20 protein-coding genes are annotated in these 24,602 nt (G+C 71.6%); 4 read left to right on the top strand and 16 right to left on the bottom strand.

Annotation, left to right across the window (positions count from 1 at the left end):
* Positions 1-32: 32 nt before the first annotated feature.
* The 10 genes from ACFYPG_RS22820 to ACFYPG_RS22775 all read right to left on the bottom strand — a co-directional run bounded on the left by ACFYPG_RS22820 (position 33) and on the right by ACFYPG_RS22775 (position 12,626).
* Entirely contained in the window at positions 33-803 is a 771-nt protein-coding gene (locus ACFYPG_RS22820; protein WP_387353792.1) for an ABC transporter ATP-binding protein, read from the bottom strand.
* A complete protein-coding gene (locus ACFYPG_RS22815; RefSeq protein WP_387353791.1) occupies positions 803-1,546 on the bottom strand; it encodes an ABC transporter ATP-binding protein in 744 nt (247 codons plus the stop codon). The genes ACFYPG_RS22820 and ACFYPG_RS22815 overlap by 1 nt, the downstream gene beginning before the upstream one ends.
* Complete coding sequence (locus ACFYPG_RS22810; protein ID WP_355010081.1) at positions 1,543-2,562, bottom strand: branched-chain amino acid ABC transporter permease; 1,020 nt, start codon at positions 2,560-2,562, stop codon at positions 1,543-1,545. Before ACFYPG_RS22810 ends, ACFYPG_RS22815 begins: the two co-directional genes overlap by 4 nt.
* Positions 2,559-3,455, bottom strand: a complete 897-nt coding sequence (locus ACFYPG_RS22805; protein WP_387353790.1) for a branched-chain amino acid ABC transporter permease — start codon at positions 3,453-3,455, stop codon at positions 2,559-2,561. The genes ACFYPG_RS22810 and ACFYPG_RS22805 overlap by 4 nt, the downstream gene beginning before the upstream one ends.
* A complete protein-coding gene (locus ACFYPG_RS22800) occupies positions 3,452-4,645 on the bottom strand; it encodes an ABC transporter substrate-binding protein (protein ID WP_355010083.1) in 1,194 nt (397 codons plus the stop codon). Before ACFYPG_RS22800 ends, ACFYPG_RS22805 begins: the two co-directional genes overlap by 4 nt.
* A gap of 53 nt (positions 4,646-4,698) precedes the next feature.
* Entirely contained in the window at positions 4,699-5,103 is a 405-nt protein-coding gene (locus ACFYPG_RS22795) for a roadblock/LC7 domain-containing protein (RefSeq protein ID WP_030490280.1), read from the bottom strand.
* Between the two features lie 16 nt (positions 5,104-5,119).
* On the bottom strand, positions 5,120-7,519 hold the full coding sequence (locus ACFYPG_RS22790; RefSeq protein WP_387353789.1) for a nitrate- and nitrite sensing domain-containing protein: 2,400 nt from the start codon (positions 7,517-7,519) through the stop codon (positions 5,120-5,122).
* 250 nt (positions 7,520-7,769) lie between these two features.
* Entirely contained in the window at positions 7,770-8,252 is a 483-nt protein-coding gene (locus ACFYPG_RS22785) for a helix-turn-helix transcriptional regulator (protein ID WP_355010085.1), read from the bottom strand.
* Positions 8,253-8,515: 263 nt separating this feature from the next.
* Complete coding sequence (locus ACFYPG_RS22780; protein WP_387353788.1) at positions 8,516-9,808, bottom strand: cytochrome P450; 1,293 nt, start codon at positions 9,806-9,808, stop codon at positions 8,516-8,518.
* A 463-nt stretch (positions 9,809-10,271) separates the two neighbouring features.
* Positions 10,272-12,626: an AbfB domain-containing protein gene (locus ACFYPG_RS22775; RefSeq protein ID WP_387353787.1), complete on the bottom strand. Its 2,355-nt coding sequence runs from the start codon at positions 12,624-12,626 to the stop codon at positions 10,272-10,274.
* 254 nt (positions 12,627-12,880) lie between these two features.
* On the opposite strand from ACFYPG_RS22775, the gene ACFYPG_RS22770 reads away from it, so the two are divergent.
* The 3 genes from ACFYPG_RS22770 (at position 12,881) to pdxY (ending at position 15,872) form a co-directional block, all read left to right on the top strand.
* Complete coding sequence (locus ACFYPG_RS22770) at positions 12,881-13,897, top strand: LacI family DNA-binding transcriptional regulator (RefSeq protein ID WP_355010088.1); 1,017 nt, start codon at positions 12,881-12,883, stop codon at positions 13,895-13,897.
* Positions 13,898-14,048: 151 nt separating this feature from the next.
* The gene (locus tag ACFYPG_RS22765; RefSeq protein ID WP_355010089.1) at positions 14,049-14,843 is read left to right on the top strand and encodes a serine protease; all 795 of its coding nucleotides are present in this window, start codon (positions 14,049-14,051) and stop codon (positions 14,841-14,843) included.
* Positions 14,844-15,020: 177 nt separating this feature from the next.
* Positions 15,021-15,872, top strand: a complete 852-nt coding sequence (pdxY, locus tag ACFYPG_RS22760; RefSeq protein ID WP_387353786.1) for a pyridoxal kinase PdxY — start codon at positions 15,021-15,023, stop codon at positions 15,870-15,872.
* A 64-nt stretch (positions 15,873-15,936) separates the two neighbouring features.
* Here pdxY and ACFYPG_RS22755 read toward each other — a convergent pair whose 3' ends face one another.
* Positions 15,937-16,269 (bottom strand): putative quinol monooxygenase, encoded by a 333-nt coding sequence (locus tag ACFYPG_RS22755; protein WP_387353785.1) that lies wholly within the window; start codon positions 16,267-16,269, stop codon positions 15,937-15,939.
* A gap of 112 nt (positions 16,270-16,381) precedes the next feature.
* On the opposite strand from ACFYPG_RS22755, the gene ACFYPG_RS22750 reads away from it, so the two are divergent.
* Positions 16,382-16,786, top strand: a complete 405-nt coding sequence (locus ACFYPG_RS22750; protein WP_387353784.1) for a DUF3224 domain-containing protein — start codon at positions 16,382-16,384, stop codon at positions 16,784-16,786.
* Positions 16,787-16,985: 199 nt separating this feature from the next.
* Here ACFYPG_RS22750 and ACFYPG_RS22745 read toward each other — a convergent pair whose 3' ends face one another.
* The 5 genes from ACFYPG_RS22745 to ACFYPG_RS22725 all read right to left on the bottom strand — a co-directional run bounded on the left by ACFYPG_RS22745 (position 16,986) and on the right by ACFYPG_RS22725 (position 24,564).
* Positions 16,986-20,240, bottom strand: a complete 3,255-nt coding sequence (locus tag ACFYPG_RS22745; RefSeq protein WP_387353783.1) for an ATP-binding protein — start codon at positions 20,238-20,240, stop codon at positions 16,986-16,988.
* Positions 20,237-20,950: a hypothetical protein gene (locus ACFYPG_RS22740; RefSeq protein WP_387353782.1), complete on the bottom strand. Its 714-nt coding sequence runs from the start codon at positions 20,948-20,950 to the stop codon at positions 20,237-20,239. Before ACFYPG_RS22740 ends, ACFYPG_RS22745 begins: the two co-directional genes overlap by 4 nt.
* Positions 20,947-22,050, bottom strand: coding sequence for an endonuclease domain-containing protein (locus ACFYPG_RS22735; protein WP_387353781.1), 1,104 nt, complete (start codon positions 22,048-22,050; stop codon positions 20,947-20,949). The genes ACFYPG_RS22740 and ACFYPG_RS22735 overlap by 4 nt, the downstream gene beginning before the upstream one ends.
* Before the next feature lie 74 nt (positions 22,051-22,124).
* Positions 22,125-23,543, bottom strand: coding sequence for a PQQ-binding-like beta-propeller repeat protein (locus ACFYPG_RS22730; protein ID WP_387353780.1), 1,419 nt, complete (start codon positions 23,541-23,543; stop codon positions 22,125-22,127).
* A 61-nt stretch (positions 23,544-23,604) separates the two neighbouring features.
* On the bottom strand, positions 23,605-24,564 hold the full coding sequence (locus ACFYPG_RS22725) for an acetamidase/formamidase family protein (RefSeq protein ID WP_387353779.1): 960 nt from the start codon (positions 24,562-24,564) through the stop codon (positions 23,605-23,607).
* Positions 24,565-24,602: the final 38 nt, after the last annotated feature.

Genomic DNA, 24,602 nt, shown 5'->3' with positions numbered 1-24,602 from the left:
AAGGGTCGGGTGACTCGAGAAGGGTCGGGTGACTACGGGGTGTCGGCCCAGAGCCGAGGGGTCGCCCGGTTGGCCGGGGGCGGCGCAACGGCGGCGACGCTCAACATCGCCGCCAGTGGGGCCGGATCGCGGCGGGCCTCCGCGGTCGGCCGGTCGTAGACCACCCGGCCGTACTCCAGCACCGCCACCCGGTCCGCGAGCTCGATGGCGTACTGGAGTTGCTGCTCCACGAGCAGCACTGTCAGGCCGTCGGCGGCGAGACCGTTGACGAGGTCGCGGACCCGCGCCGCCAGATCGGGCGAGAGCCCCTCACATGGTTCGTCGAGCAGCAGCACCCGGGGTTGGCCGAGCAGCGCACGGGCAATTGCCAGCATCTGCTGCTCGCCACCGGAGAGTTCGCAGCCGCGGTGCCGCAGCCGCACCGCCAGCCTCGGCAGCAACTCCAGGGTGCGGGCGACCGTCCAGCCTTCGCCGCCGGAGGTGGGGGCCCGCCACGGCGCGGCCGCCAGGTGCAGGTGCTCGGCCACTGTCAGCCGGGAGAAGACCCGTCGGCCCTGCGGGACGAGACCGACGCCGGACTGGGCGATGCGATGCGGTTGTCGGCCGGCGACGTGCACGCCGCCGATCTCGATGCGACCGCTGGACGCCCTCACCAGCCCGGCGATGGTGTGCACGAGCGTGCTCTTGCCCGCCCCGTTGCGGCCCACCACGGCCTGGATGCTGCCGGGGCGTACCCGCAGGCTGACCTCGTGCAGGACGATTCCCCCGCCGTAGCCGGCGCAGAGACGATCCACAGTGAGCATCAGGCCACCCCGTCGGCGTAGGCCTGCCGCACCAGCGGCGAGGTACGGATCTCGTCCGGTGTGCCGGCGGCCAACGTCTGACCGTCGCGCAGCACCGTGACCGTGTCGGAGAGGGCGTACACCAGGTCCAGTCGGTGTTCGACCAGTAACACGGCGACCGCCCTGGGCAGTGCCTGGAGGACCTCGACCAGCCGGCCGACCTCGACGGCGGACAGCCCGGCCGCTGGTTCGTCGAGGAGCAGCAGGCGGGGGCGGCCGGCCATCGCCATCGCGATCTCCAACTGGCGTCGTTGCCCGTGGGCGAGGTGCCCGGCGGGCACCGCCGCGACGGCGCTGAGCCCCATCTGGTCCAGCAGCGGGCCGGCCAGGCGCTGTGCCGCGCGTCGGCGGCCGCCCCGCCACCACCGGCCGCCCGGGATGATCCGTGGCAGCGCGGCCACCACGACGTTCTCCGTCGCGGTGAGCGTCGGGAAGACCGCGGGTCGTTGGTGGATGCGGTTGATGCCCCGCCGGGCCCGGGCCGCCGGGCCGAGTCGGCCGACGTCCCGTCCGTCGAACCGCACCGTGCCGCGTTGCGGCCGGGTGGACCCGCCGAGGACGTTGAGCAGGGTCGTCTTGCCGGCCCCGTTCGGGCCGATCAACGCGTGCCGCTGGCCGTCGTGGATGCACAGGTCCACGCCGTCGAGTGCGGCGAGAGAGCCGTACCGCACGCTGATTTTCTGGGCTTCCAGCAGGCCGGTCATCGGTGCAGCTCCGCAACGTCGGCCTGGTCATGGGCGGCTGGCTGGTCCGGCTGTGGCGTCGCGGCGCCCGGTGGGCGCAGCCGACCCCGGGCCCGGTTGACACCGGTGGGCAGCAGGTAGACAGTCGCCACGAACAGCGCGCCGAGCACCAGTGGCGCATGGCCGGGCAGCACCCCGAACAGCCAGTCCCGGACGGCGATGACCAACGCCGCACCCACCAGAGCGCCACCCACCGAGGCGGTGCCACCGATGACGACACCGAGCAGCAGCAGCGCTGACGTGTCGAAGCCGAAGTCGGCGGGGGAGATGTACTGCTGGGCGACGACCAGGAGCGAGCCGGCGGCGCCGGCGATCGCCCCGGCGGCGATGTGCGCGCCGGACAGGTGCAACGCCACCCGGTGACCGCTGGCCCGCAACCGCGTCTCGTCGTCGCGGCCGGCACGCAGCACCAACCCCGACCGGGTACGCAGCAGCACCAGCACCGCGCCGACCAGCGTGGCCACGACGACCAGGGCGTACAGGTAACGGGCCTGGTCGTTGGCCAGGGGCGGGAGCCCCCAGAACGGGCGGACCGCGGGGATGCCGGCCAGCCCGTCCGTGCCACCGGTCACCGACCGCCACCGCCCCAGGACGATGACGACGAGTTCACCGATGGCCAGGGTGATCATCAGGACGATCACCCCGCGGGCGTGCACGACGAGCGGCACGGTGAGCGCGGCCAGCAGCGCCCCGGCGGCCGCCGCGACGACGAGCTGCACGACGCCGACGTCGGAGACCCGGCTGCCGACCACGGCGCAGGCGTATGCGCCGGCCGCGTACGGCGCGGTCTGGCCGAGGGTGGGCATGCCGGCGACGCCGGTGAGCAGGGCCACGCTCACCCCGACCACTGCCAGCGCCAGCGTCCGGGCGAGGATCGCCGTGGTGTAGTCGTCGACCACCCAGGGCGCCACGACCAGCCCCACCAGGACGAGCGCCGCGATGCCACCTCGAACTCGCCGGATCACCTCGCCCCTCATGCCGCCCTCCACCTGCCGGCCAGGCCACGCGCCCGTACGGCCAGCACGGCCGCCATGGCGGCGAACAGCAGAAACGGTGCGGCGGACGGCAGCAGCGCCACTCCCAACGTCTGGATCTCGCCGATCGCGAGCGCGGCCAGCAGGGTGCCCGCCATCGACCCGAGACCACCGAGGACGACCACCACCAGGGAGAGCAGCAGCACCGTGTCGGCGGTGCCGGTGCCGGGGCCGATGATGGGCGCGCCCAGGACTCCGGCCGCGCCGGCCAGCGCGCCGGCGGCGGCGAGCACACCGGCCCGGATCCGTGCCGGACTCACGCCCAGACAGGCGACCATCTCCGGGTCGTCGACCGCCGCCCGGACCAGCATTCCGGCCCTGGTGCGTCGCACCACCAGGTAGAGGGCGGCGGCGAGCACCGCCGCGACGACGATGAAGACCAACCGGTACGCGGCGTAGCGGTGACCGGCGACCATCACCGACCCCTCCAGGGCTGCGGGCACCTGGACCTGCGGGTTGTCCGGCCCGAAGCCGGCGACGAGCAGGCTGCCGCCGGCCAGCGCCACTCCGAACGTCAGCAGCGCCTGACTCAGGTGATTGCCGGTGGCGACCGGTGTGAGCAGGCCGGCCAGGAGCACCCCCGCCGCGGCGGCGGCCAGCAGACCGACGGTCAGCGCCAACGCCAGGCTCGCCCAGCCGCCGTCGAGCAGCGCCGCGGCGGTGTACCCGCCGATCGCGTAGAGCAGGCCGTGCGCCAGGTTGAGGATGTTGGCGACGCCGAAACAGAAGACCAGGCCCGAGGCGGCGACGAACACGAGCAGCCCGTAGGCGACTCCGTCCAACGCCGGGATCAGGTACGGGTCGATCCGGTTCGTGCCGGCCGCCACCACTATCACCGGCCGACGGTCGCGAGGTCGCCCACGACGGTGTTGGACAGCGCCCGGCCGTCCTGGCGGACCTGCCGCAGGTACCACTTCTGCACGGGAGAGTGCGTGGCGGTGGAGAACTGCCAGGTGCCACGCGGGCTGGCGATCTGGCCGAGTTGGCCGATAGCCGCGTTGATGGCCTCGGGGGTCGGGTCGTTTCCGGCCGCGCCGATCGCCCGGTCGAGCACCGCCGCCGCGTCGTACGAGGCCAGCGCGTAGGTCGTCGGCGAACCGTCGTGCTTCGCCTTCCACGCGGCCACGAAGGCGCGGTTCTCCGCGTTGTCGAGGTCGGGCGAGTAGTTGAGCACCGAGTAGATGTCCCGGGCGGCCTCGCCCTGCGCGTTGAGCACGCCGCCCTCGGTGAGGAACCCGGCCGCGTACAACGGGATGTCCTTGATCTCGGACTGGGCGTACTGCTTCACGAAGTCGACGGCGGCGCTGCCGGCGTAGAAGGTGTAGACGGCCGCCGCGCCGGAGGCCTTGATGCGGGCGAAGTACGGCAGGAAGTTGGTGGTGGCCGGGAAGGGAGTGAAGGTCGTCTTGCCGTCGGCGTTCGCGAGCTTCCCGCCGATCTTGCCGAAGGCGTCGGTGAAGCCGCGCAGCTCGTCCCAACCGCCCTGGTAGTCCGGGCCGATCGCGTACACGGAGCCCTTGACGTTGTCGCGGACGTGCTGGGCGATCGCCGCCCCGGGCTCGTCGGAGAGGTACGAGGTGTGCCAGACCCGGGAGACGTCCTTGAGCTCCGGCCGGCCGTTGGAGCCGACCAGTGGCACCTTCGTCTCGTTGAGCAGAGGGGTGACGCCGGCGACCGAGCCGCCACCGACGATGCCGGTGAGCGCGGACACCCGGTCCTGCTTGAGCAGCTTGGTCGCCGCCGGGACGGCGGTCTGCGCGCCGTTGCCCTCGTCCGCGACGACGAGGTCGACCTGCCGGCCGCCCAACTTGCCGTCGTGGGTGTCCAGGTAGAGCTGGAAGCCGTCGCGGATCTCCGTGCCAACAGCCTGGTACGTCCCGGACAGCGACGCGAGCAGGCCGATCTTTATCGAGCCGCCGGCGCTCGTGCCCGGAGCGTCGTCGCCGCAGGCGGTGCTGGTGGTCAGCACGGCGGCGAGCAGCGCGGCGGTGAGGGCACGGCTGCGCCAAGGCGTGGTGAGAGGCATGTCTAACTCCAGAGGAAGGGGAAGTGGTCTCCGGCGTGGGGGCGCCGGGGTGGTCAGCGGCTGCGGGCGAGCGCCGCCCGGGCAGCGGGGGTCAGCGCGTCCCCGATGCGGTTGGCCAGTTCGGTCATCTCGTAGGAGACCTTGCCCACGTCACACTCGGGCGCGGCGAGCACCAGCAGCGAGGCGCCGTCGTTGAAGGCCATGGAGAACATGAACCCGCCCTCGAGCTGGGTGACGTTCGAGATCACCGCGCCGGCGTCGAAGAAGGCCGCCGCCCCCCGCAGCAGGCTCACCAGCCCGCTACCCGTGGCGGCCAACTGGTCGGCCCGGTCCGGTGGCAGGTCGCGGGTGGCGGCCACCATCAGGCCGTCGCTGGAAATGGCGATCGCGTGGCTGACCTCGGTCGCGCGCGCCGCGAAATTGTCCAGCAGCCAGCCGAGATCCTGTTGGTCGGTCACGTGCTCTCCTGTCGCGTCATTTGTTACCGAGGTTGATCGGGGTGCGCCGTCGGTTGGCCACGCCCCGCGCGTACGCGGCCATCGCCGTGGCCACCTGCGCCGGGTCGCGGTACTCGGACCGTTGCTGCTGCTGGGGCACTGTCACACCGCCGGGCACGAGGTGCCGTTGCGGCTGGCGTTTGGGCAGGCCGGAGTTGGTGGTCGTGGCGACCTCGGGGGTGTGGGCCTGGGCGGCGGTACGCCAGGCGTCGTCGGCGGGGCTGGACCACTGCTGGCCGTTCTGACCGTTCTGGCCGTCGACAACGTCGTTCTGGAACCAGTGGTTGACCTGTTCGAAGATGAGCAGCTCCTCGGTGGGCGCGTCACCCCGGTCCGGCGGTGGGGGAGCCGGTCGGAAGACCGGCGCGGCCGGCAGGGTCCGTTCGGTCGGAGGGCGGCCGGCGGTGGGCTCGGGGCGCGGCTGGTACGGCGGCGGCGGGCTGGGTGTGCGAGCTGCCCGCCGCGACAGCCGGCCGGGTGCGAGCAGATACTCCTCCGGTGGCAGCGACCGGATGATCGCCGCGGGCAGTGTCGCCTCGGCGAGGATCCCGCGTCGGGGGCCGCGTCGCAGTTGGACGGTGACGCCCAGCCGCGCCGCGAGCTGGCCCACGACGACCAGCCCCATCGCCCGTACGGCGGCCACGTCGATGGCCGGCGGGTGCGCCAGAAGTTCGTTGAGTTGCTGCATCCGCTGCGTGGACAGCCCCACGCCCTCGTCGCTGATCTGGACGATGACGCGGTCTCCCAGGCTTCGGCCGCTCACCCAGGTCTCGCTGCCCGGCGGCGAGTACGTCGTGGCGTTGTCCATGAGTTCGGCGAGCAGGTGCACGACCTCGTCGACGGTCTTGGCGGCCACCGCGACGTCCCCGTCGATCATGCCGAGTCGGACCCGTGCGTAGTGCTCGATCTGGGACAGCGCTGCCTGGAGCACCTGCTGAAGCGGAACGTCGCGCTGGCGTACGCGCCCCACGCCGACACCGCCGAGCACCAGCAGGCTGGCGTTGATCCGGCCCATCCGGGTCGCCAGGTTGTCCAGTGTGTACAGCTGGTCGAGCCGGTCGGGGTCGGTTTCGTCCCGCTCGACCAGGTCGACCTGGGCCAGGACGGCGTCGACCAGTCGCTGTTCGCGGCGGCTCAGGTGGATGAAGATGTCGGCGGTGTTGGCGCGCATGACGGCCTGTTCGGCGGCGGTCCGCACGGCGGCCTGGTGCACGGCGCTGAACGCCTGCCCCAGTTCGCCGATCTCGTCGTCGCTGGACGGTTCGAGGGCGGCACTGGACTGCTGGTGGGCCAGCTTGTGTGGGTCGACGGCGGCGCTGCCAGGCTGTTGGAGCTGGGCCACCACGGCGGGGAGCTGTTCGAAGGCAACGGCGTTGGCGGCGTCCCGCAGCCGGCGCAGCCGTCGGGTGATCTGCCGAGCGACGGCCCAGGTCACCAACGCGGTCAGGATCAGGGCCAGGAGAACGCTGGCCGCCTCGGCGACGGCGCGGCGGCGCTGGTCGGCGTGCGCGGCCCGAACGTCGTCGCGGACCGCGTTGTCGACCCGGGCGCGCAGGTCGGCCAGCCGGGCGGCGCGCGTCTGGGTGGTGGACACCCAGTCGTCGGTTTCCAGTTTCAGTTGCGACCCCGGCTGGGCCCGGGCCACCTCGTCCTGCATCCGTTGCAGGGCCAGCGCCTCCTTGCCGGTGCCGGCCTGCTCCCACCAGATGCTCCAGTCGGGTGGTGCCAGGGCCAGGAACGACAGGCTCGACTCGGTGTAGCTGGTGCGGGCGGCGGTGATGTCCTGCTGCATGGCCGGGGTCAGTTCGCCGCCCGCGACGGCGCGCAGCACGGCCACCTGTTGCTGACCGATGGCCTCGGCCGTCTTCGACAGCGCCGCCGAGGCCCGGATCCCGTCGGCGAGTGGGGCGTCCACCACGCCGTGTGAGACGTTCTCCCGAAAGCTGATGAGGTCGGCGATCGCGATGCGGTAGCTGAAGGTCATCGCCGACACCGACGCGTGCGTGGCGGTGCGCACCTGGGTGCGCAGCGGGGCGAGGCCGTCCAGGGCGGCGTCGATGCGCCGCAGGAGAGCCGAGCTGGTGCCGTTGTCGGTGGCCAGTCGGTCACGCTGCCCGCGGTAGCGGGCGACGGCATCATCGGTGGCGGCCATCTCCACGCCGAAGGTGTCCTGCTGCTCCGGCCGGGCGTAGGTGAGCAGGTCGGCGGCGGCGATGCGTTCGCGTTGCAGACGGTAGGCCAGGTCGCCGGCCTCGGCACCGACCTGGGCCAGGATCTGCAGGTCGCTGGCGCGGGCCGTCTGGCGTGCGCTCTCGGTCAGTGCGAGACCGGCGAAGCCGATCACGGCGACGAGCGGGGCCGCGACGATGAGCCGCATCCGGCCGGCTATCTTCCAACCGCGTCGGCGGGTCGGGTAGGGTCTGGCCGCGTGGGACCGGGTGCTCGACGCCAAGATTGACTCCCACGACTTCGATGACGGTCTATCCGCACGTTGCCGAATGCAAGTCTCATTCGGCCGGAAGCCGCGCTCATAGACCAGACCTGGCCGTGGTACAAACTGCCCGTACCAGCATCTGTACCCAACGTCAGCGGCCGGTGACGCCGCGAGGTCGAGTTGGCTCGTCGGGTCAGCGCTGGTTGTCGAGGGGTTCGGCCGACGGGTGCCGCCGCTCCGGTTCATCCGGTTCGGGTTGACCGTTGAGCACCTGGCCGATCAGCTCACGCAGCTCGTCGATGGCGTCCACCACGGCGCCCGGGTCGCGCGCGTCGCGCCGGCCGCGCTGGCGCGGCACCTGCTGATCCAGTCGAGCCGGCTCCGGGGCGCGGGGGCCTCGGCGACCGTCGGCCGCCAACTGCTCGGCCGCGACCTGCGGCCACAGCGCGGCCAACTGGCCGCCGGTGCCGAGCACGTCGTCGCAGCGCAGGGCGAACTCGTGACTGCCGAACCGGCGACCTGACTCGACCGCCGCGACCGTCTCCCGGCTGAACCGCACCAGGTCCGCCAGGGCTCGTTGGGTCAGACCCCGTTGGACGCGGCAGTCGCGCAACTCCCGTCGGAACCGCTGACTGGCCGCAGAGTGGGCCGAGCTCGACGGGGACGTGTGCTCCATGCGCTCACCTTCGTGGAACGGACATTCAGCGGCGGACGCCAGATCGAGATTGGCCGATGAGCCGAACATTCACAGAGGGCAATTCTTAACCCAGGAAGCGATGGGTGTGAAGACGTTCACCGGCATGGATCGTCGGGAAAAGCCGGAAAGATTCTCGCCGGACCCGGTGCCGGCGCTGAGGCGCGCCGGGTGAAACGGGCCGACGCCGACCCACCCCACCCTCGACCCGTCCGCAGGTCAGCACCGCTGGAGCCGGTGCCCGCTCAGCCCGCGCGCACTTCGGCCGTCGCGCCGTTCCGTGCCGCCGGCACGTCGGTGGGCGCCGGGACGTCGATTATCGCGAGCAGCGTGCGGTGCGCACGAAACGCGACATTGGGTTTGTACGACCGATGTTGCTCCGGTGACAACCTCAGCTCGGGAATGGCTTCGGCGAGCCGACTGAGGGCGATTACGGCTTCAAGTCGCGCCAGTCCCGCGCCGATGCAGAAATGTGGACCGTGGCCGAACGACAGGTGATTACCCACATCGGCCCGGTGTGGGTCGAACCGATCCGGATCATGGAACGCCGCCGGGTCCCGGTTCGCCGCGCCGATCAACAGCAGGCAACGCTCCCCGGCGGGGATCGTCACCGTCCCCACCGTGACATCGCGGGTGGTCACCCGCAGCCAGCCGTCGATGGCGGGCGCGAACCGGAGCGTCTCACCCACGAAGGCGGGGACGAGCCCCGGGTCCGCGGTGATCGCCGACCAGCGCTGGGGAGCGGAGAGGGCCTGGTCGAGGGCATGCGCGAGCAAGCCGGCGGTGGTCTCGTGGCCCGCGACCAGGAGGTTGAAGGCGAGGCTCGCCACCTCGGGCACCGTCAGCACACTGTCGTCGTCGTCCCGGTAGTCCAGCGCGCGGCTGATGAAGTCCTCGCCCCGGTGTCCACTGTCCACCCGCTGGCGGACCAGGTCCTCGCAGTAGTGCCAGAACTCCAGCAGGCCCTGGGCCAGGCGTACCTGCTCGGCCGGGTCCGGCTGCCCCCAGATGAGGGCGATCTGCCCGTCCGCCCAACTCCGGATCCGTCCGATGTCGGCGTCGGGCACCCCGAGGATGTCCAGGACCACCAGCAGGGGGAGCTCGGTCGCGAACTCCGGGATCAGGTCGACCTGGTCGCCCTGGCGGGCGGCGAGACGGGACACCAGCTGGTCGACCCGGCGTCGGATGATCCCGCCGTACTCTGCCTCGACCCGCTCGGCGGTGTTCGCGAAGGTCGCCCGTAGGGCCCGCCGGGTACGCGGGTGTGTCGGTGGGTCCGCCGCGGCCGTCGTGGGTGGCGCGTCGATCTGCGTGATGACGTTCAGCGCCGGTGGACACACCTCGTAGACCGGGGCGAGGGTGAGGGCGTTGGCGAATGTCGTGGCGTCGGCGAGGGCCCGTCGGACGTCCGCGTGCCGGCTGATCAGCCACAGGCCCAGATCCTCGGCGTAGTGCACCCCGGCGGGATCGTCGAGAATGCGCCGCCACGTGCTTGCCGGATCGGCGAGATAGACCCCGGTAAACGGATTCAACCGCATGGAAAGCCTCCTGGTTGCACGCGGCGCGAAACCGGCAGCGCCCCATTGGCGATCCACTTCAGCCGGGCCGATAATGGCGTGCATCTGCCTCTGACTCTTTACGGTGCGCTGGGTGACCGTACAAGTCAAGATTGGTTATCGTCTATTTATTGGTCGGCATAATTGCGTGTTGCAACAGCCGAGTGAATCTGGCCGGATGCAAGTTGCGGCTCGGTCTTTGCCCTGAAGTCGACCCGGCCGGGGGTGCAATCAACTCGCCGCTTTCGCTCATGATCGGGGAAACGACACCCGAGGCGAGGAGTGACGCCGGGGTCCGGTCACCGACCGCTGCCGAAGACCCTGACGCTGATGAAATCGGTCGGCGGAGTCGGCCCGCGACACCGCCCACGCCTCGCGGGGGTTCCGGTCCACGCCGGAACCCCCGCCCTTCTTTCATCGTGACGGCCCGGTCAGCGCCCAGCGGTCAGGGCGCCCACGGGGTGGCGATGTTCCATGTGCTGTCGGCGGTCCACGACGTCGGCGTGTTGTACGCGTCGCCGCCGGCGCCGTTGCTCAGCCAGACCTCCGCGTTGTAGTGCCGCAGGTACCTACCCCGGAAGTTGTACGACTCCAGCGACACGCCGGTGCCGGTCAGCCCGGTGCGGGCGCACCAGGTGGCGTCGGCGCGCAGCAGCGCGGAGCCGTCGTCCGGCGAGTTGCGGACCCGGGAGTTCTGGTGGCGCAGGTACTGCCCGGGAAAGTTGACCGACTCGAACGAGAAGCAACCGGAACCGGCCAGACCGGGCCTGATGGTGTACGTGGCGTCGGCCTTGAGCAGGCCGGAGCTTGCGGCGTCGACCACCTCTGTGTAGGCCAGGCTGTCCTGGTGGCGTAGGTAGCGGTTGGTGAAGCCGGGCGTGGTCACCTGCAACGACCGGCGGGTGTTGACGGGCAGGGCGACGGGTGCCGAACTGCCGATGGTCTTCGAGGCGTTGATCAGGGCGGTGTTGGCGGCGCGTACCCGCGCCTGGTCCATTTTGATCACCTGGCGGTCGTAGGTGATGAACCCGTTCAGCTCACCCTCCAGGTCGGTGATCTCGGTGTAGATCGAGGCGCTGAGCCCCTTGCCGAGCATCAGGTTCTGGGTGCCCTGCACCAGCCCCACGTACCGGTCGGTCAGGGCGGTCGAGCTGGACTGCCACTCGTAGGCGAAGAAGCTGCCGCTCGGGCTGTACTCGTGGCCCGGCGTGTGCAGTCCCAGGCCGCCGAACTCGCCGAGCACCGCGATCCGGCTGCTCGACGGTACGGGCGAGTCCGGGCCGAGGTAGACGTGCCAGTCGTCGATGTCGCCGTTGCCGGGGTTGCCGAGGGACTGGCAGCAGTTGTGGCCGCTGTGCGGGTTGACCAGACGGGTCGGGTCCTGGTTCTTGATGTTCTGTGCGACCCGTCGGGTGTCGGCGAGGGACCGCTCGCCCCAGCCCTCGTTGTAGGGCGTGTACGCGATCACGGCGGGTGAGCTGCGGTGCTCGTCGACGATCTCGCGTGCCTCGGCCTCGAACTGCGCCTGCTGGGCGTCGGTGGGGTTGACGTCCTGTGCCGTCAGCGACGGGATGTCCTGCCAGACCAACAGTCCGAGCCGGTCGGCGTGGTAGAACCAGCGCTGCGGCTCGACCTTGATGTGCTTGCGCACCATGTTGAAGCCCAGGTCCTTGTGTTTCTGCAGGTCGAAGGCGAGGGCGGCGTCGGTGGGCGCGGTGTAGAGCCCGTCCGGCCAGAAGCCCTGGTCGAGGGTGCCGACCTGGAACACGAACTGGCCGTTGAGCTTGGGACGCAGCACCCCGTTGACCAGGCCGGTGGTGATCTCCCGCATGCCGAAGTAGTGCGTCGTCCGGTCCACTGTGGCGCCGGTGGTGCCGCGCACTGTCACCCGGAGGTTGTAGAGGAACGGGTCGTCGGGTGACCAGCGGCGGGCGTTGGGCACCGGCACGCTGAAGTCGGTGAAGCCGCCGGTGGCCGAGCCAACCACTGTGGTGCCGTTCAGCGCCTCGGCGAGCACGGTGTGGCCGCTCACGTCGCCCCGGGTGAAGACCCGAACGCGCACTGTGTTGTTGCTCAGGTTCGGGTAGACGTCCACGCTGCTGATCGAGGCGGCGGGCACCGGCTCCATCCACACCGTCTGCCAGATGCCGGAGCTGGGGGTGTAAAAGATCCCGCTGGGTGTCTTGGTCTGCTTGCCGATGGCGGGCAGGCTCCCGTTCTGCCGGGTGTCGGTGGGGTCCCAGACCTTGACGACGATCTCGTTCGTTCCGGCGGTGAGCTGGGGCGTCACGTCGAAGGTGAAGGCGTCGTAGCCGCCGGTGTGCGCGCCGACGCGGACACCGTTGACCCAGACGGTGCTCTGCCAGTCGACGGCGCCGAAGTGCAGCAGGGTGCGCCGACCCGACCAGTTCGCCGGGATGGTGACGGTGCGTCGATAGAACAGGTAGTTGCGGTTGTCGTTGGCGGCCCGCTGGATGCCCGACAGGGCGCTCTCCACCGGGAACGGCACGTTGACCCGCTCGGGCAGGTTGGTGCCGAACTGCGGCGCGTCGTCGGTCGTCGACTGGCGTAGCTGCCACTCGCCGTTGAGGTTGAGCCAGTCCGGCCGCGTCATCTGGGGTCGCGGGTACTCGGGCAGTGGGGTGCCGGTCAGGGCCTGGCTGGTCCAGGGGGTGGTCAGTGGTGGCGTCTTGGCCGGTGCGGCGTACGCCGGCGAGGTGGGCGCGGTGAGGACGCCGGCGACCAGGGTGAGGATGAGCAGCAGTGGCAGGGCGGGGCGGATGGGGACGTGACGTGTCATGCCGTCTCCGGGGGGCGAGTCGCCGCGGGCGGTGCAGCCAGGCCCGAAGCGCGTGGGTGGTGGGCATCGGGTGGTCATTGACGGGGGACGGGCGTCAGCGACGGATGTCGGTGGGATCTCCACGCGCCAGCGGCGGCAAAATATTGACATCCATCATCACCTGTATAACGTTATAGAGCCGCGCCGACCCTCCCGTCAATGCCTGTTCATCAATGTCCGGTCGGCCCGCCTGTCGACTGCGCGAAAGGTTGGGGATGGGCGTCAACCTGAAGGACATCGCCCAGCGCGCCGGTGTCTCGCTGGCCACGGTCTCCAACGTGGTGAACGGGTACCGGCCGGTGGGGGAGCGGACCCGACAACGGGTGCAGCAGGCGATCGATGAACTCGGCTACAGCCCCAACCTCGGCGCCCGGCACCTCCGTCGGGGCCGTACCGGCCTGATCGCCCTGGCCGTCCCGGAACTGACCAACCCGTACTTCGCCGAGCTCGCCGAGATCGCCATCTCCGAGGCCGCCGTGCTCGGCTACACGCTCGTCATGGAGAACACCGCAGCGGACCGGGAGGCGGAGTTGGCGCTCCTCGACGGCTCGCGACAGCGCATCATCGACGGCCTGATCCTCAGCCCGGTGCGCATCGGCCGGGAGGAGGTGCTGGCCCGGTCGGCCGGCAGCCCACTCGTGCTGATCGGCGAGGGCGTCTACGACGTGCCACACGACCACATCGCCATCGACAACGTCGCCGCCAGCCACGCGGCGATCCGGCACCTCGTGGCGATCGGCCGCCGCCGGATCGCGTTCATCGGCGCCACGCCAGGAGGTGACCGGCAGTCGGCCCACCTGCGGGTCCGGGGTTACCGGGAGGCCCTGGCGGCCGCCGGCCTGCCGTACCGACAACGGCTGGTGGCCCGCACCGACGCGTTCGGTCGGCTCGACGGCATGCGCGCCATGCGTGACCTGCTCGCCCTCGGTGATCCGCCGGACGCGGTGTTCGGTTACAACGACCTGGTCGCCATCGGCGCGCTGCGGGCGCTGGCCGAGGCCGGTCACCGGGTGCCCGAGGACGTCGCGGTGGTCGGGATCGACGACATCGAGGAGGGGCGGTTCACTGCCCCGACCCTCACCACGATCGCCCCGGACAAGAGGGAGATCGGCCGTCTCGCGGTGCGCCGCCTCGTCGCCCGCATCGAGGGCGCGGAGGTCGCGGGCCCGCTGACCGTGCAGACACCGTTCCGGCTTCTCCGCCGAGAGAGCACGGGCACGCCAGACGCCTGACCACCGGTCGCCCACGCGCCGTGCGAGATCCATACCGCCGGTGGTACGACCCAGAGAGGATGACCCACTAGATCCATAGACCTCAATATGATGACCGCTATCTCGACTGCGGTGCGCTCACGAGGCGTGCCATCCTGATGCGGAGGAATGCATGGTTCGCTGGCGTACCCTCACTGGCCTGCTGGCCACCGCGTTGGCCGCGGTGACCGCGGCCAGCCTCACCCTCACCGCGCCGGCCGCCGCGGCCGACAGCCCCATGACGCCGAACGTCGTCGGTGGCACCCGCGCCGCGCAGGGCGAGTTCCCGTTCATGGTCCGTCTCTCGATGGGCTGCGGCGGGGCGCTGTACAGCCCCCGGCTGGTGCTCACCGCAGCGCACTGCGTGGGCGCGACCGGCACCAACACCAGCATCACCGCGACGCTCGGGACGGTCGACCTCCAGTCGTCCAGCCGGATCACCGTCCGGTCCAACTACGTCTACCGCGCCCCCGGCTACAACGGCGCCGGTCGCGACTGGGCGCTGATCCGGCTGGCCAGCCCCGTCACCGGACTGAGCACGCTGCCGATCGCCAGCACCACCGCGTACGACAGCGGCACCTTCACCGTGGCCGGCTGGGGCGCCGCACGCGAGGGCGGCGGCCAGCAGCGGTACCTGCTCAAGGCGACAGTGCCCTTCGTCAGCGACTCCACCTGCAACGCCAACTACGGCGGGGATCTCATCCCCGCCCAGGAGATCTGCGCCGGCTATGCCAGCGGCGGCACTGACACCTGCCAGGGTGACTCGGGTGGCCCGATGTTCCGCCGCGACGCCTCCAACGCCTGGATCCAGGTCGGCATCGTCAGCTGGGGCAACGGCTGCGCCCGGCCCAACTACCCGGGTGTCTACACCCAGGTGAGCTACTTCGCCTCGTCCATCGCCTCGGCCGCGGCGAGCCTCGGCGGCTGACCGTACGACGGGACGGCCACCCAGCGCGTTGGTCGGCCCTCCACCGCTCGGGCGGCCCGGACGACACGGTCCGGGTCGCCCGTTCGTGCCGTTCCGACGCTCAGGCGGCGAGTGGGCCACCCGACAGAAACGGCGGGCCGTCGGTGCGCCGTCGTCCGCAGCGGCGATGATGGGCCGGTGAAGATCCTGTCCATCCAGTCGTCTGTCGCCTACGGTCACGTCGGCAACTCGGCGGCGGCCTTTCCGCTGCAACGCCTCGGGCACGAGGTCTGGCCGGTCCTGACCGTGCACTTCTCCAACCACACCGGCTACGGCGCGTGGCGGGGCCCGATGCTCCCGGCGGCGGACGTGGCCGAGGTGATCGCGGGCATCGAGGACCGCGGAGTCCTCGGCAGCGCCGACGCGGTGCTCTCCGGCTACCAGGGCGACCCGGCCATGGGCGCGGTGATCCTCGACGCGGTGGCGACGGTCAAGGCGACCAACCCGGCCGCGGTGTACTGCTGTGACCCGGTGATGGGCGACGCCGGCCGGGGCATGTTCGTCCGGCCGGGGATTCCGGAGTACCTACGGGACACCGTCGTGCCCCGTGCGGACATCATCACGCCGAACCACTTCGAGCTGGACTTCCTCGCCGGTCGCACCACGAACTCGCTCGCCGAGGTGCTGGACGCGGTCGACGTGGTGCGGGCGACCGGGCCACGGCACGTCCTGGTGACCAGCGTGCTCCACGCCGACCTGCCCCCGGACTCGCTGGAGGTGGTGGCGGTCTCCGACGAGGGCGCCTGGGCGGTGACCACGCCGCTGCTGCCGATAAACCCGAACGGTGGGGGCGACGTCACCGCGGCGCTGTACCTCGCCCACCTGTGGACGACCGGCTCACCCGCGACCGCGCTGGAACGCACCATCGCCTCCGTCTACGCCGTGCTCGAGGCCACTCTCGCGGCGGGCACCCGGGAGATCCAGCTGATCGCGGCGCAGGACGTGATCGCCGACCCGCCGGCCCGGTTCACCGCCCGCCGCCTGCGCTGACGGGGGGTCCCGGACCGGCTGCGTCGCCGACGGTCGCCGACCGCCGACCGCTGACCGGTGGCGGTCAGCGACCCTCGGGAACGGCCATCTCGCCGAGCAGCGACCAGTCGTCCTGCGGCACTGTGGCGTTCACGATCCGCGGGGTCTCGGCCAGGTACGGCGGCAGGGTCTCCTGGGCCGCGCGGAAATGCGCGGACTGCACGTGGGCCCCGCCGGCCTGGTCGTCGCGGAACGCCTCGACCAGCACGTACTCGGTGGGATCGTCCACGCTGCGGGACCAGTCGAACCACAGGCAGCCCGGCTCCGCCCGGGTCGCCTCGGTGAACTCGGCGGCGATCTGCGGCCACCGGTCGGCGTGCTCGGCAAGGACCCGGAACTTGGCGGTAATGAAGATCATGGCGTCAGGTTACCTAGCCGGACGGGTCACCCGTCGACGTCAGCCGGACAGCCGGCTGGAAGCGCTCGTAATCCTGGCGGAAATGTCAGGCGAGCGGACTACCGTGCGGGACATGCGAGCAATCGGAACCTTTGACGTGGCTGAGTTCACCGCGGTCCCCGTGCCGAGCCCCGAGGTCAAGACCGGCCTGCCGGTCGGCGTCGCCACCATGCGCAAGACGTTCACCGGAGAGGTCGACGGCCGATCCGAAACACTCTTCACGGCCGCCTTCGATCCCGCGACCGGCACCGGCACGTACGTCGCCATGGAGTCGTTCGAGGGCAGTGTCGCCGGCCACGCGGGCACCTTCAACTTCGTGCACTCCGCCACCACCACGGGTCAGGACCGGCAGGCCGAGTTCCTGACGATCGTCCCCACGAGCGGCACCGGCGGCCTGACCGGCATCCGTGGAACGGGAGGCCTGACAGTCGACGAAGACGGCACCCACAGCATCTGGTTCGACTACGACCTGTCCTGACGCCCGCCTTGCGGATGGTCGACGGATCGGCAGTGGCCGGGGGCAGCGCAGCAGCCGTCCCCCCCCGGCACACCCAACGCGGCAGCATCGTCGTTTGCCGCCTGCCCCCGCTGCCGTGCATCGCCGCTCACCGCAGGCGGCGGATGTCGCCGAACGCCCGGCAGAAGATCATGGCGTCAGGTTGACCAGACGGGGTGGGTCAACCGTCGACGCCGGCCGGGCGGGCACGGGCGACGACCTCCTCGGGTGTCAACGGCGCCTTCGGGTGGTGCGTCAGGCACAGCGGGGTACGGACCTTCACGAACGAGAACCCCTCCCCGGCGGCGTAGAACTCGCCGCTGTTGAGCAGGCCGATGTCCGGCAGCCGCCCGCCCTTGGCCTCGGCGAGCTGGCGGGCCGCGTCGATCTGCGCTGGCGCGTTGAGCAGCCCGAAGAACTGCGTCGTCGCGTTGCCGGAGATCTGGTTGTGCAGACCCTTGGGCGCCTGGGTGGCGAAGACCAGCCCGAGGCCGTACTTGCGGGCCTGCGAGGCCAGCGCGATCGAGCTGGCGGTGCAGGCGGTGGTGCCGGTCGAGGGCGCGAGCGTCTGCGCCTCGTCCATCACGAACAGCCCGCCCAGCGGCCGGTCACCGGCGGGGTGCCGCTTGATCCACGCGAAGAGCGCCATCTGCAACTGGTTGACGAAGCTCTGCCGCTCCTGGTCGGAGGTGAGGCCGACGAAGCTGATCACCGAAACCCGGGCCCGCCGCCCCGCCGACGGCGTCAGCAACAGCCCCGGGTCGGCCGGCGCGCCGACCCCGCCGAAGAGCGGATCGGTGACCATCGCCGCCTTGAGCGCCTCGGCCAACTCCTCGGCGAGCTTCCCGGCACGGGCCAGCCGACTGACCCCCTCGGGCAGATCGGTGAGGAACTCGGTGAAGCCGGGCAGGCCGACCATCCCGCTCCGCGCGTACGCCTGGAGTGCCTCGGTGAGCACGGCCTTGCCCTGCTGGGCGAGCCGGCCGGAGCGGTCCACGCCCGCCCGTGGCGCGAGCGCCTCCACGGCGGAGCGGACGGCCTGGTCGAACTCGTCGGGCCAGTCCCGCAGGGAGGTGAAGTCGGGCAGCGGCTGGAAGCTCAGCGGCCGACCGGCGGTGACCCGGGGCGTCCACACCACCACCTCGGTGTGTGCGAGGTAGTCGGCGGCGCGTTCGGCGTCGCCGGGGCCCCAGCCGGCCGGCGGGTCGGGCCACGGGTCGCCGAGCCGGGCCAGGTCGTTGTTGGGGTCGAGCACGATCGCGGAGACCCCCTCGCGGGCGCACTCCTCGACCAGCCGGCGGATCAGCACCGTCTTGCCCGAGCCGGACCCGGCGAACACGACGGCGTGGCGACGCAGCGACTCCAGGGGAACCGTGAAGGGGTGAGCGCCGTCGACGGTCCGGCCCAGCCCGACCGCCCGACCGCCCTCGCCGACGACGAGGTCGGCCTGGTCAGCGGGCACGGGATCGGCCGCCGCACCGGTCGACACATCGGCGGGAGCGTCAGCTTCCGACACCTGCGACGGGTCGGATTCGGGGCCACCGGACGGTGGCTCGTCGTCGGGCGCCGGCGGCTGGGCACTGCCGCGCGTCCCGTCGGGCCCGGGCAGGACCGCGCGGAACAGTTCGGTGCCGCTGGCCGGACGGCGGGCCACCAGCCACTCCTGCAGGGCCGTGGACGGTTCGGCCGCCATCACCCGCAGGGCCGCGAAGACCCGCAGGTCCGCCTCCGACACGGCGCACCGCAGGCCGCCGGCCGCGTCGAAGCCGTTCAACACCTCGGTCGTACGCTTCCCGGTCGGCCACGGACCGTTGCGCAGCAGGATCAGCCGCCGTTGTGGCAGGTCCCGGTCCAGCCCGGCGAGGGTGCAGGCGGCCTTGACCCGGGCGGTGACGGCGATGGCATTGGGGTGCGCGATGGCCCGGAAGCACCAGTGCGCCTCGTTCTCGGTGGCCTCGTCGAGCACCTCGATGAGCCGCCCGTGCAGCGCGGGCTTACGGCCGGGCGGCGGATCGTACTTGTAGGTGGCCCCGGTCGGCGCCTGCTCGGCGATCCAGGCGGCGAGGCCGGCGGCGAGCAGGGGCGGCATGTGTTCGTCCTCGCCCGTCGGGTCGACCGCGGCCGACACGTCCGCGGCCTCGACCAGTTCGGCGAACCGCGCGTCCAACTCGTGCAGGCGGCGCTCGTCCGTCGTCGGATCGGCGGAGACGCCACGGGCGGTGCTGACGGTCGGCGTCGAGTCGGCGCCGTCGATGAGCCGATCCAGCTCGACCACGTCGTCGCGATCACGGCACCAGGCGATGTGGCGGTCCACCCGGCGGAGCAGGGCGCGTGGCGTCAGGGTGGGTGCGTCGGCGAAGGCGGCGGGGGCGATCGGCCAGGTGGGGTGCGGTGGCCCGAAGTACATTCCCGCGTAGGCGGCGGCGAGGCGCTTCGCCACGATGGCCTGCCCGATCTCCGGGGTGGGGATCCGGTCCGGCAGGTGCGCCGTACGGAAGCGGTCAGCGACCGGGGTGGGTGCGGTGCGGGTCATCAGCACCCAGGTGTCCGGCAGGCACGAGACGACGACCAGCGTGCGGCGGGTGATGTCGCGGAGCTTGAGCAGGCCGTCGGCGATCGGGCCGAGCACCTTGGCCTGGCCGTCCTCCAGACCCTGATGCTGGTTGAGCAGTGAGGTGCTGGTCTGGGCGAACAGCGTGTCGAGCTGGTCGACGGCGATGACAGTGGGGTCCAGGGTCAGGGCCATCAGCCGGGAGATGTCCTGCACGACCTGCTGGGGGGTGCGGATCGCGGCGCTCAGTCCCCACGCCGTGCGTGCGGCCGGGTCACCCGGTTCGGAGATCAGGTGGGCGTAACCGACGTCCTGTGCCTCGAAGTCGATGGCGCCGTGCAGGACGAGCGCCCGAGCGGTGTCCTGAGCGTCCCGCCCGACCTCCCGATCGCGCTCGCGCAGCGCCCAGATGAAGGTGTCGAGGTGCGCACGGGTCACCGGTCGGGTGCCGGCGACCGCGTCCCGCACCTCCACCGGCAGGCCGAGCTGGGGGGTGAGTCGACGTAGGAAGGTCTTCAACTGGGTGCCCCAGCCGACGTGGGGGCGGCCCATCCCCTCCACCAGCGCCAGGGCCACGCTCTCCCAGAACGTCTTGCCACTGACCATGTCGACCAGGAAGAAGTAGCCGCCGTCGCCCTGGATCCGCTCGCGGACCGCCCCGAGCAGGTGCGTCTTGCCGGCACCCGCGCGGCCCTGCATGGCCACGCCGAGCGGCATGCTCGTGTCGTCGGTGCGGGCCCGCGCCACCCCGCGCAGGATCTCCGCGGCCACCTTCTCGTGCAGCTCCGGCACGTTGTGTGGGCTGGGTCGCCAGACGTCGTCCGGGGTGACCGCCGGGTTGAGACTGACCGCGTCCAGCGCGGCCCGATGGTCCTCCGAGATCATGCCGGGCCGATCGCCAGGGCGTGGTTGTCCTCGTTCCCGATGCGCACGGCCGCAGCCCGGTCCCGTGCGGTCAGTGACTTGGTGTTCGCCACCGGGATGATGCGGACGTCCTCTCGGCCGACCATCGCCCGCAACGCCGCGTCGAGGGCGGCCCGGTCGGTGTCGGCGAGTCGGTCGCGGACGTCGGCGAGGCCGACCCACGCGCCCGGCGCGGTGGCCAGATCCCGGTACGCCGCGCGGACCAGTGCCTCCACCTCCGCCGCGGACACCGGTGCCGCCGGTGCGGTCGCCGCTGTCACGGTGGGTGCCGGTGCTTCGGGCCGCGGCTCGCTGAGGGCGGCCGTTGCCCCGGTCTGCTTGAAGAAGTCGCCGTGGCTGACCCGGAGCCGGTCCAGCGAACGGTGCAGGTTGGACAGGACTACGAACAGGGACCGGGTCGTCGAGCCACCCGCCTTCGGCGGCGCGGCGGTGTGCAGCTGACGTGCCACCCGCCAGCCCTGCTCGGTCAGCTCGTGGGCGAACGGCCGGTGCGTCCGATCGGTGTCGACCAGGCCCAGGTCGACGAGCTTCGTGTTGTCCTTGCCGGTCAGTGTGAAACCGGCCAGCTCTTTCAGCTCGACGTTGGTGAGTCGGCGTGCCTCGACCATCAGCACCACGAGGGCGTTGATCTGGTTCGGCGTCAGGTGCGGGACGTCCGCCGGGCTCGTCATGATGTCTCATCTCCGTGGGGGTGCGTGCCGCCCGCGCGTCGCCGGGCCAGCAGCCGACGGATCCCGTCGACCACCGCCGGCGCGTCGGTGAGCACCTGCTCGTTGGTGAAGCGGAGCACGTCCAGCCCGAGGAGTTGCAGCTGCACGTCTCTCCGCCGGTCGTTGGCGAAAGCGATTCGCCCACGATGCTCCGGGCCGTCCACCTCGACCGCAAGACCCTCCGTGGGCCAAAACAGATCCAGACGGTACGCCGCGGCCAGGACGTGCCACTCGTAGGTCTGGTTCCACCGCCGGCCCCGCGCCCAGTCGTGCGGCGCGAGCGCGCGTTCCAACGCCTGTTCGGCGGGGCTGTCACCGCGGGGTACGCCGGCGATCGGGGGCCAGGCCAGCACCGTCGACGCCGGCTCGGCGGCGGTGGCCGGGAGCCGTTCGGTAGTGCCGGCGAGACCGGTGAACCGCGCCGGCACCGGCATCGGCACCGCGCGCACCCGGTCGGCGTGACGCAGCGGCCCGCCGGCCAACCACACGGTGAAGCCACCGTGCCGCACGAGCCACTCGGCGGCGGCCACCAGCGTCCGCTCGGCGTCGGCGTCGAGGTCGGGCAGGGCCACGACCAGCACGCAGCTCTCCCGGTCGTACGCGTCGGAGATCACCCGGGCGAGCCCGGCGGCGCGTACCCCCGGGGCGAAGCGGGACCGGCCGGCGGGGCGGCGCGGCCCGCGCAGCCCTCGCTCGGCGAGGTCGGCCAGGAACGGGCCGAAGTGCCGGGAGCGGGCGGCGGTACGGGCCGCGAGTGCCCGCACCGCCGCCACACCGAGCGTGCCCTCGCTGTCGAGATGGTCGGCCCCCGTCAGCCAGCGGGGGAACATCGCGAGGGCTGCGGTGTCCAGTTGGTCGAGCAGAGTGTCCACGAGGTCACCGAGAGAACCCGTCACAGTGGGCCGGTAGTGCACCATCGCGGGGGCTGCCGGGGGTAACGGGTCGAGTGCCACCCGCAGCAGTTCCGGGTCGATGCCCGGCAGGTGACTGACCCGCCCCGTCGGCGGGGCAGCCCACCAGGCCCTGCTGGCGTCGCCGTCGGCCGGGACGGGGTGTGCCATGGCGGCACCCTACGACAGCGACGGGTGCGGCCGGGGACCCCTCGGTGGCGAGGGGCCCCGGCCGCGCCCGCCGCTCAGCGCAGCCGGCGGATGTCGCCGTACGCGCGGTAGTAGCCACCGCGGCTGGACTCGCGCACCTCGGTCACCAGATAGCGGGCGCCCGGCTCACGAATCCCCTTGGGGAACTGCACCGACCAGTCGCGCCGGTAGCCGTCGGAGAGCACCTGAACCCGCAGCCGCCCCCGATCGTCACGGCACTGCACGACCACGCCCGCGCCCGAGTCGCTGGTCACCTCGACGATCGTCGGTTGCACCGGCTGGGGCGCCTGGCGGGGGGCCTTGATGTCGCGTACCTCGGGCACGTTTCCGGCCTGCGCGGCGCGGATCGCCGGCTCGCTCGCGTCGATGCAGGCCAGATGGCCGCCGGTGGTGACGACGTAGAGCCGGTCGTCGTGGTACTGCATGGAGTACGCCGAGCCGCAGCCGGTGCCGAGCTTCCACAGTCGGGTGCCCGCCGCGTCGAAGCAGTAGATCGAGGACTGGCTGTCACCGGCGAAGACGTACTCGCCGCCCTCGGCGGTGGCGCAGGAGAAGACCGGGGCGTCGCAGCGGTAGGTGCGTTCGAGCTTCCCCGACTTGGACAGCCGCACCACCTCGCGGGTGCCCGTCCCGGCGAACACGCTGCCGTGCTCCTGCCAGCCGAAGAGCACCGAACCGGTGGTGGTGTGCCACAGTTCGCTGCCGGTACGCCACTCGTAGCCGGTCACGCCCCGCGAGTGGCCGTGGTAGATGGCATCGTCGTCGCACCGCACCATCCACGCCGAACGCCCGCGACCGGGGCGACGCCACAGGAACTCGTCCTCGTGGTCGACGGCGGTGATCCCGCCGTCGGCGTCGGAGACGCCGAGGACGCCGTCGTGGATGTCCAACCAGTAGATGTCGATCTCCGGGGCGATCGCGTACGCCACGCGGGGCACCTTGCCGGACAGGTCGTAGACGTTGCCGTCGTCGCAGCCGGCGTAGATCCAGGCGTCGTCGGCGACGATGCACTTGACCCCGTCGGGAAGGCGGACCTGGCCGCGCACCTGGGCGTTGTGGTCGAGCGTGGTGATGACTCCGTGCTCGTTGCCGACCATGCAGTGCTGCCCGTCGACGAAGATGCCGAAGGCGGGGGCGCCGGAGTCGTAGCGCCAGAGCACCGGGGCGGTGTGGGCGGTGGAGCGGGTGCTGACGATCTGCCGCCGCGACACGGTGCGCTTCTGGCGCACGCCGGGGACCGCCGGCGCGTAGCCCTTGCGGACCTTCTCCCCGATCTTCTTCGCCGCGGCGGCCCGGGCCCGGGCGTTGTCCGGATAGGCGCTCGCCTTGACCTGCCCCTGGTCGCCGATCCGGCCGTAGCGCACCGTCAGCGTGGCGTTGTCGACGATGACCTCGTAGAACTTGTGTGCACCGTCCACTTCGGACAGTTCGAGGTAGGTCGTCTCCTGGGACATGGGGGCCTCCGAGGGTCAGCGAGCGGCGCGATCCGGCCGGCGCGGCGACAGTGACCACACGCTAACTTCGCCCCCCGACAGAACCGGCGTCCGGCCAGCGCAGCGCGTCGTCGCGGAGCACCGCGTGCGCGCCGACGCTCTGGTTGACGATCTGCGTCACCCGCACGTCGACGGCGATGCTGGCCAGCGCCACCGCGTCCGGGCGGCTGAGGCCGTGCAGTCGCTGCATCAGGGTCAGCATCGAGTCCAGGGCGGTGAACGTGGCGTCGTCGAGGGTGGCGCCGACGCCCATGGTCAGCCACGCGTCGGGGGTACGGGCCACCGGGCCGGTGACCGGGAAGTCGTCGCGTACGTCGATGGTCACCGTCACCTCGTCCATCGGACACTCGATCGCGGTGCCGCCGACCTCGCCGTCACCCTGTACGGCGTGCCCGTCCCCGACGGAGAAGAGCGCGTCGTCCACCGGGATCGGCAGCAGCAGGGTGGTGCCGGCAGTGAGGTCCCGGCAGTCCAGATTGCCGCCCCACGGGCGCGGTGGGGTCGTCGAGTGCAGCCCCGGCTCAGCGGGCGGCATGCCGAGCACTCCCATGAAGGGTCGCAGCGGAACCGTGTGCCCGTGCTGGTTGCGACCGGTCATCGTCACCGGGTCCAGCGTCCAGGCGTGCACCACCTGGTGATCCTGCACGCCGTAGTGCCTGTTGAACTCGCTCGGCCAGCCGCCGGCCACTGTGGTTCCCCAGCTGCCCGGGACGACCGCGTCGATGCGTACCGCGAGGGTCTGACCAGCGCGCGCACCGCGGACCGCGACCGGACCGATCAACGCGTGTCCGTAATCGGGGCGGTGCTGGGGCACCCGGGGCCGGTCCCGGTTCGGCCCGCCGGGGTACGGGCCGGCGGACCACCAGCAGTCCAGGGTGCGACAGGTGACGGTGTCGCCGGGATCGATGGTGAGCACGGGCGGGAGATCGGGGGAGAAATGGCCGTGCAGGCTCTCATTCCCCGGGGTGAGGGTGTGTCGCATCTGTGCAGGCTAGTGGCCACGTGCGGCGAGCAGGCAGG

The organism is Micromonospora sp. NPDC005553, from assembly GCF_042871765.1.
Taxonomy (GTDB): Bacteria; Actinomycetota; Actinomycetes; order Mycobacteriales; family Micromonosporaceae; genus Micromonospora.
Note: the sequence above shows the minus strand (reverse complement) of the source record. Positions and strands in the feature narration are given on the sequence as shown.

Bases quoted from the DNA above. Each gene is read 5' to 3' on its own strand.
- ACFYPG_RS22775 (WP_387353787.1), bottom strand. From the start codon at position 12,626: ATGACACGTCACGTCCCCATCCGCCCCGCCCTGCCACTGCTGCTCATC.
- ACFYPG_RS22770 (WP_355010088.1), top strand. From the start codon at position 12,881: ATGGGCGTCAACCTGAAGGACATCGCCCAGCGCGCCGGTGTCTCGCTG.
- ACFYPG_RS22790 (WP_387353789.1), bottom strand. From the start codon at position 7,519: ATGCGGCTCATCGTCGCGGCCCCGCTCGTCGCCGTGATCGGCTTCGCC.
- ACFYPG_RS22765 (WP_355010089.1), top strand. From the start codon at position 14,049: ATGGTTCGCTGGCGTACCCTCACTGGCCTGCTGGCCACCGCGTTGGCC.
- ACFYPG_RS22820 (WP_387353792.1), bottom strand. From the start codon at position 803: ATGCTCACTGTGGATCGTCTCTGCGCCGGCTACGGCGGGGGAATCGTC.
- ACFYPG_RS22745 (WP_387353783.1), bottom strand. From the start codon at position 20,240: ATGATCTCGGAGGACCATCGGGCCGCGCTGGACGCGGTCAGTCTCAAC.
- ACFYPG_RS22750 (WP_387353784.1), top strand. From the start codon at position 16,382: ATGCGAGCAATCGGAACCTTTGACGTGGCTGAGTTCACCGCGGTCCCC.
- ACFYPG_RS22810 (WP_355010081.1), bottom strand. From the start codon at position 2,562: ATGAGGGGCGAGGTGATCCGGCGAGTTCGAGGTGGCATCGCGGCGCTC.
- ACFYPG_RS22780 (WP_387353788.1), bottom strand. From the start codon at position 9,808: ATGCGGTTGAATCCGTTTACCGGGGTCTATCTCGCCGATCCGGCAAGC.
- ACFYPG_RS22755 (WP_387353785.1), bottom strand. From the start codon at position 16,269: ATGATCTTCATTACCGCCAAGTTCCGGGTCCTTGCCGAGCACGCCGAC.
- ACFYPG_RS22730 (WP_387353780.1), bottom strand. From the start codon at position 23,543: ATGTCCCAGGAGACGACCTACCTCGAACTGTCCGAAGTGGACGGTGCA.
- ACFYPG_RS22785 (WP_355010085.1), bottom strand. From the start codon at position 8,252: ATGGAGCACACGTCCCCGTCGAGCTCGGCCCACTCTGCGGCCAGTCAG.
- ACFYPG_RS22740 (WP_387353782.1), bottom strand. From the start codon at position 20,950: ATGACGAGCCCGGCGGACGTCCCGCACCTGACGCCGAACCAGATCAAC.
- ACFYPG_RS22725 (WP_387353779.1), bottom strand. From the start codon at position 24,564: ATGCGACACACCCTCACCCCGGGGAATGAGAGCCTGCACGGCCATTTC.
- ACFYPG_RS22800 (WP_355010083.1), bottom strand. From the start codon at position 4,645: ATGCCTCTCACCACGCCTTGGCGCAGCCGTGCCCTCACCGCCGCGCTG.
- ACFYPG_RS22815 (WP_387353791.1), bottom strand. From the start codon at position 1,546: ATGACCGGCCTGCTGGAAGCCCAGAAAATCAGCGTGCGGTACGGCTCT.
- ACFYPG_RS22735 (WP_387353781.1), bottom strand. From the start codon at position 22,050: ATGGCACACCCCGTCCCGGCCGACGGCGACGCCAGCAGGGCCTGGTGG.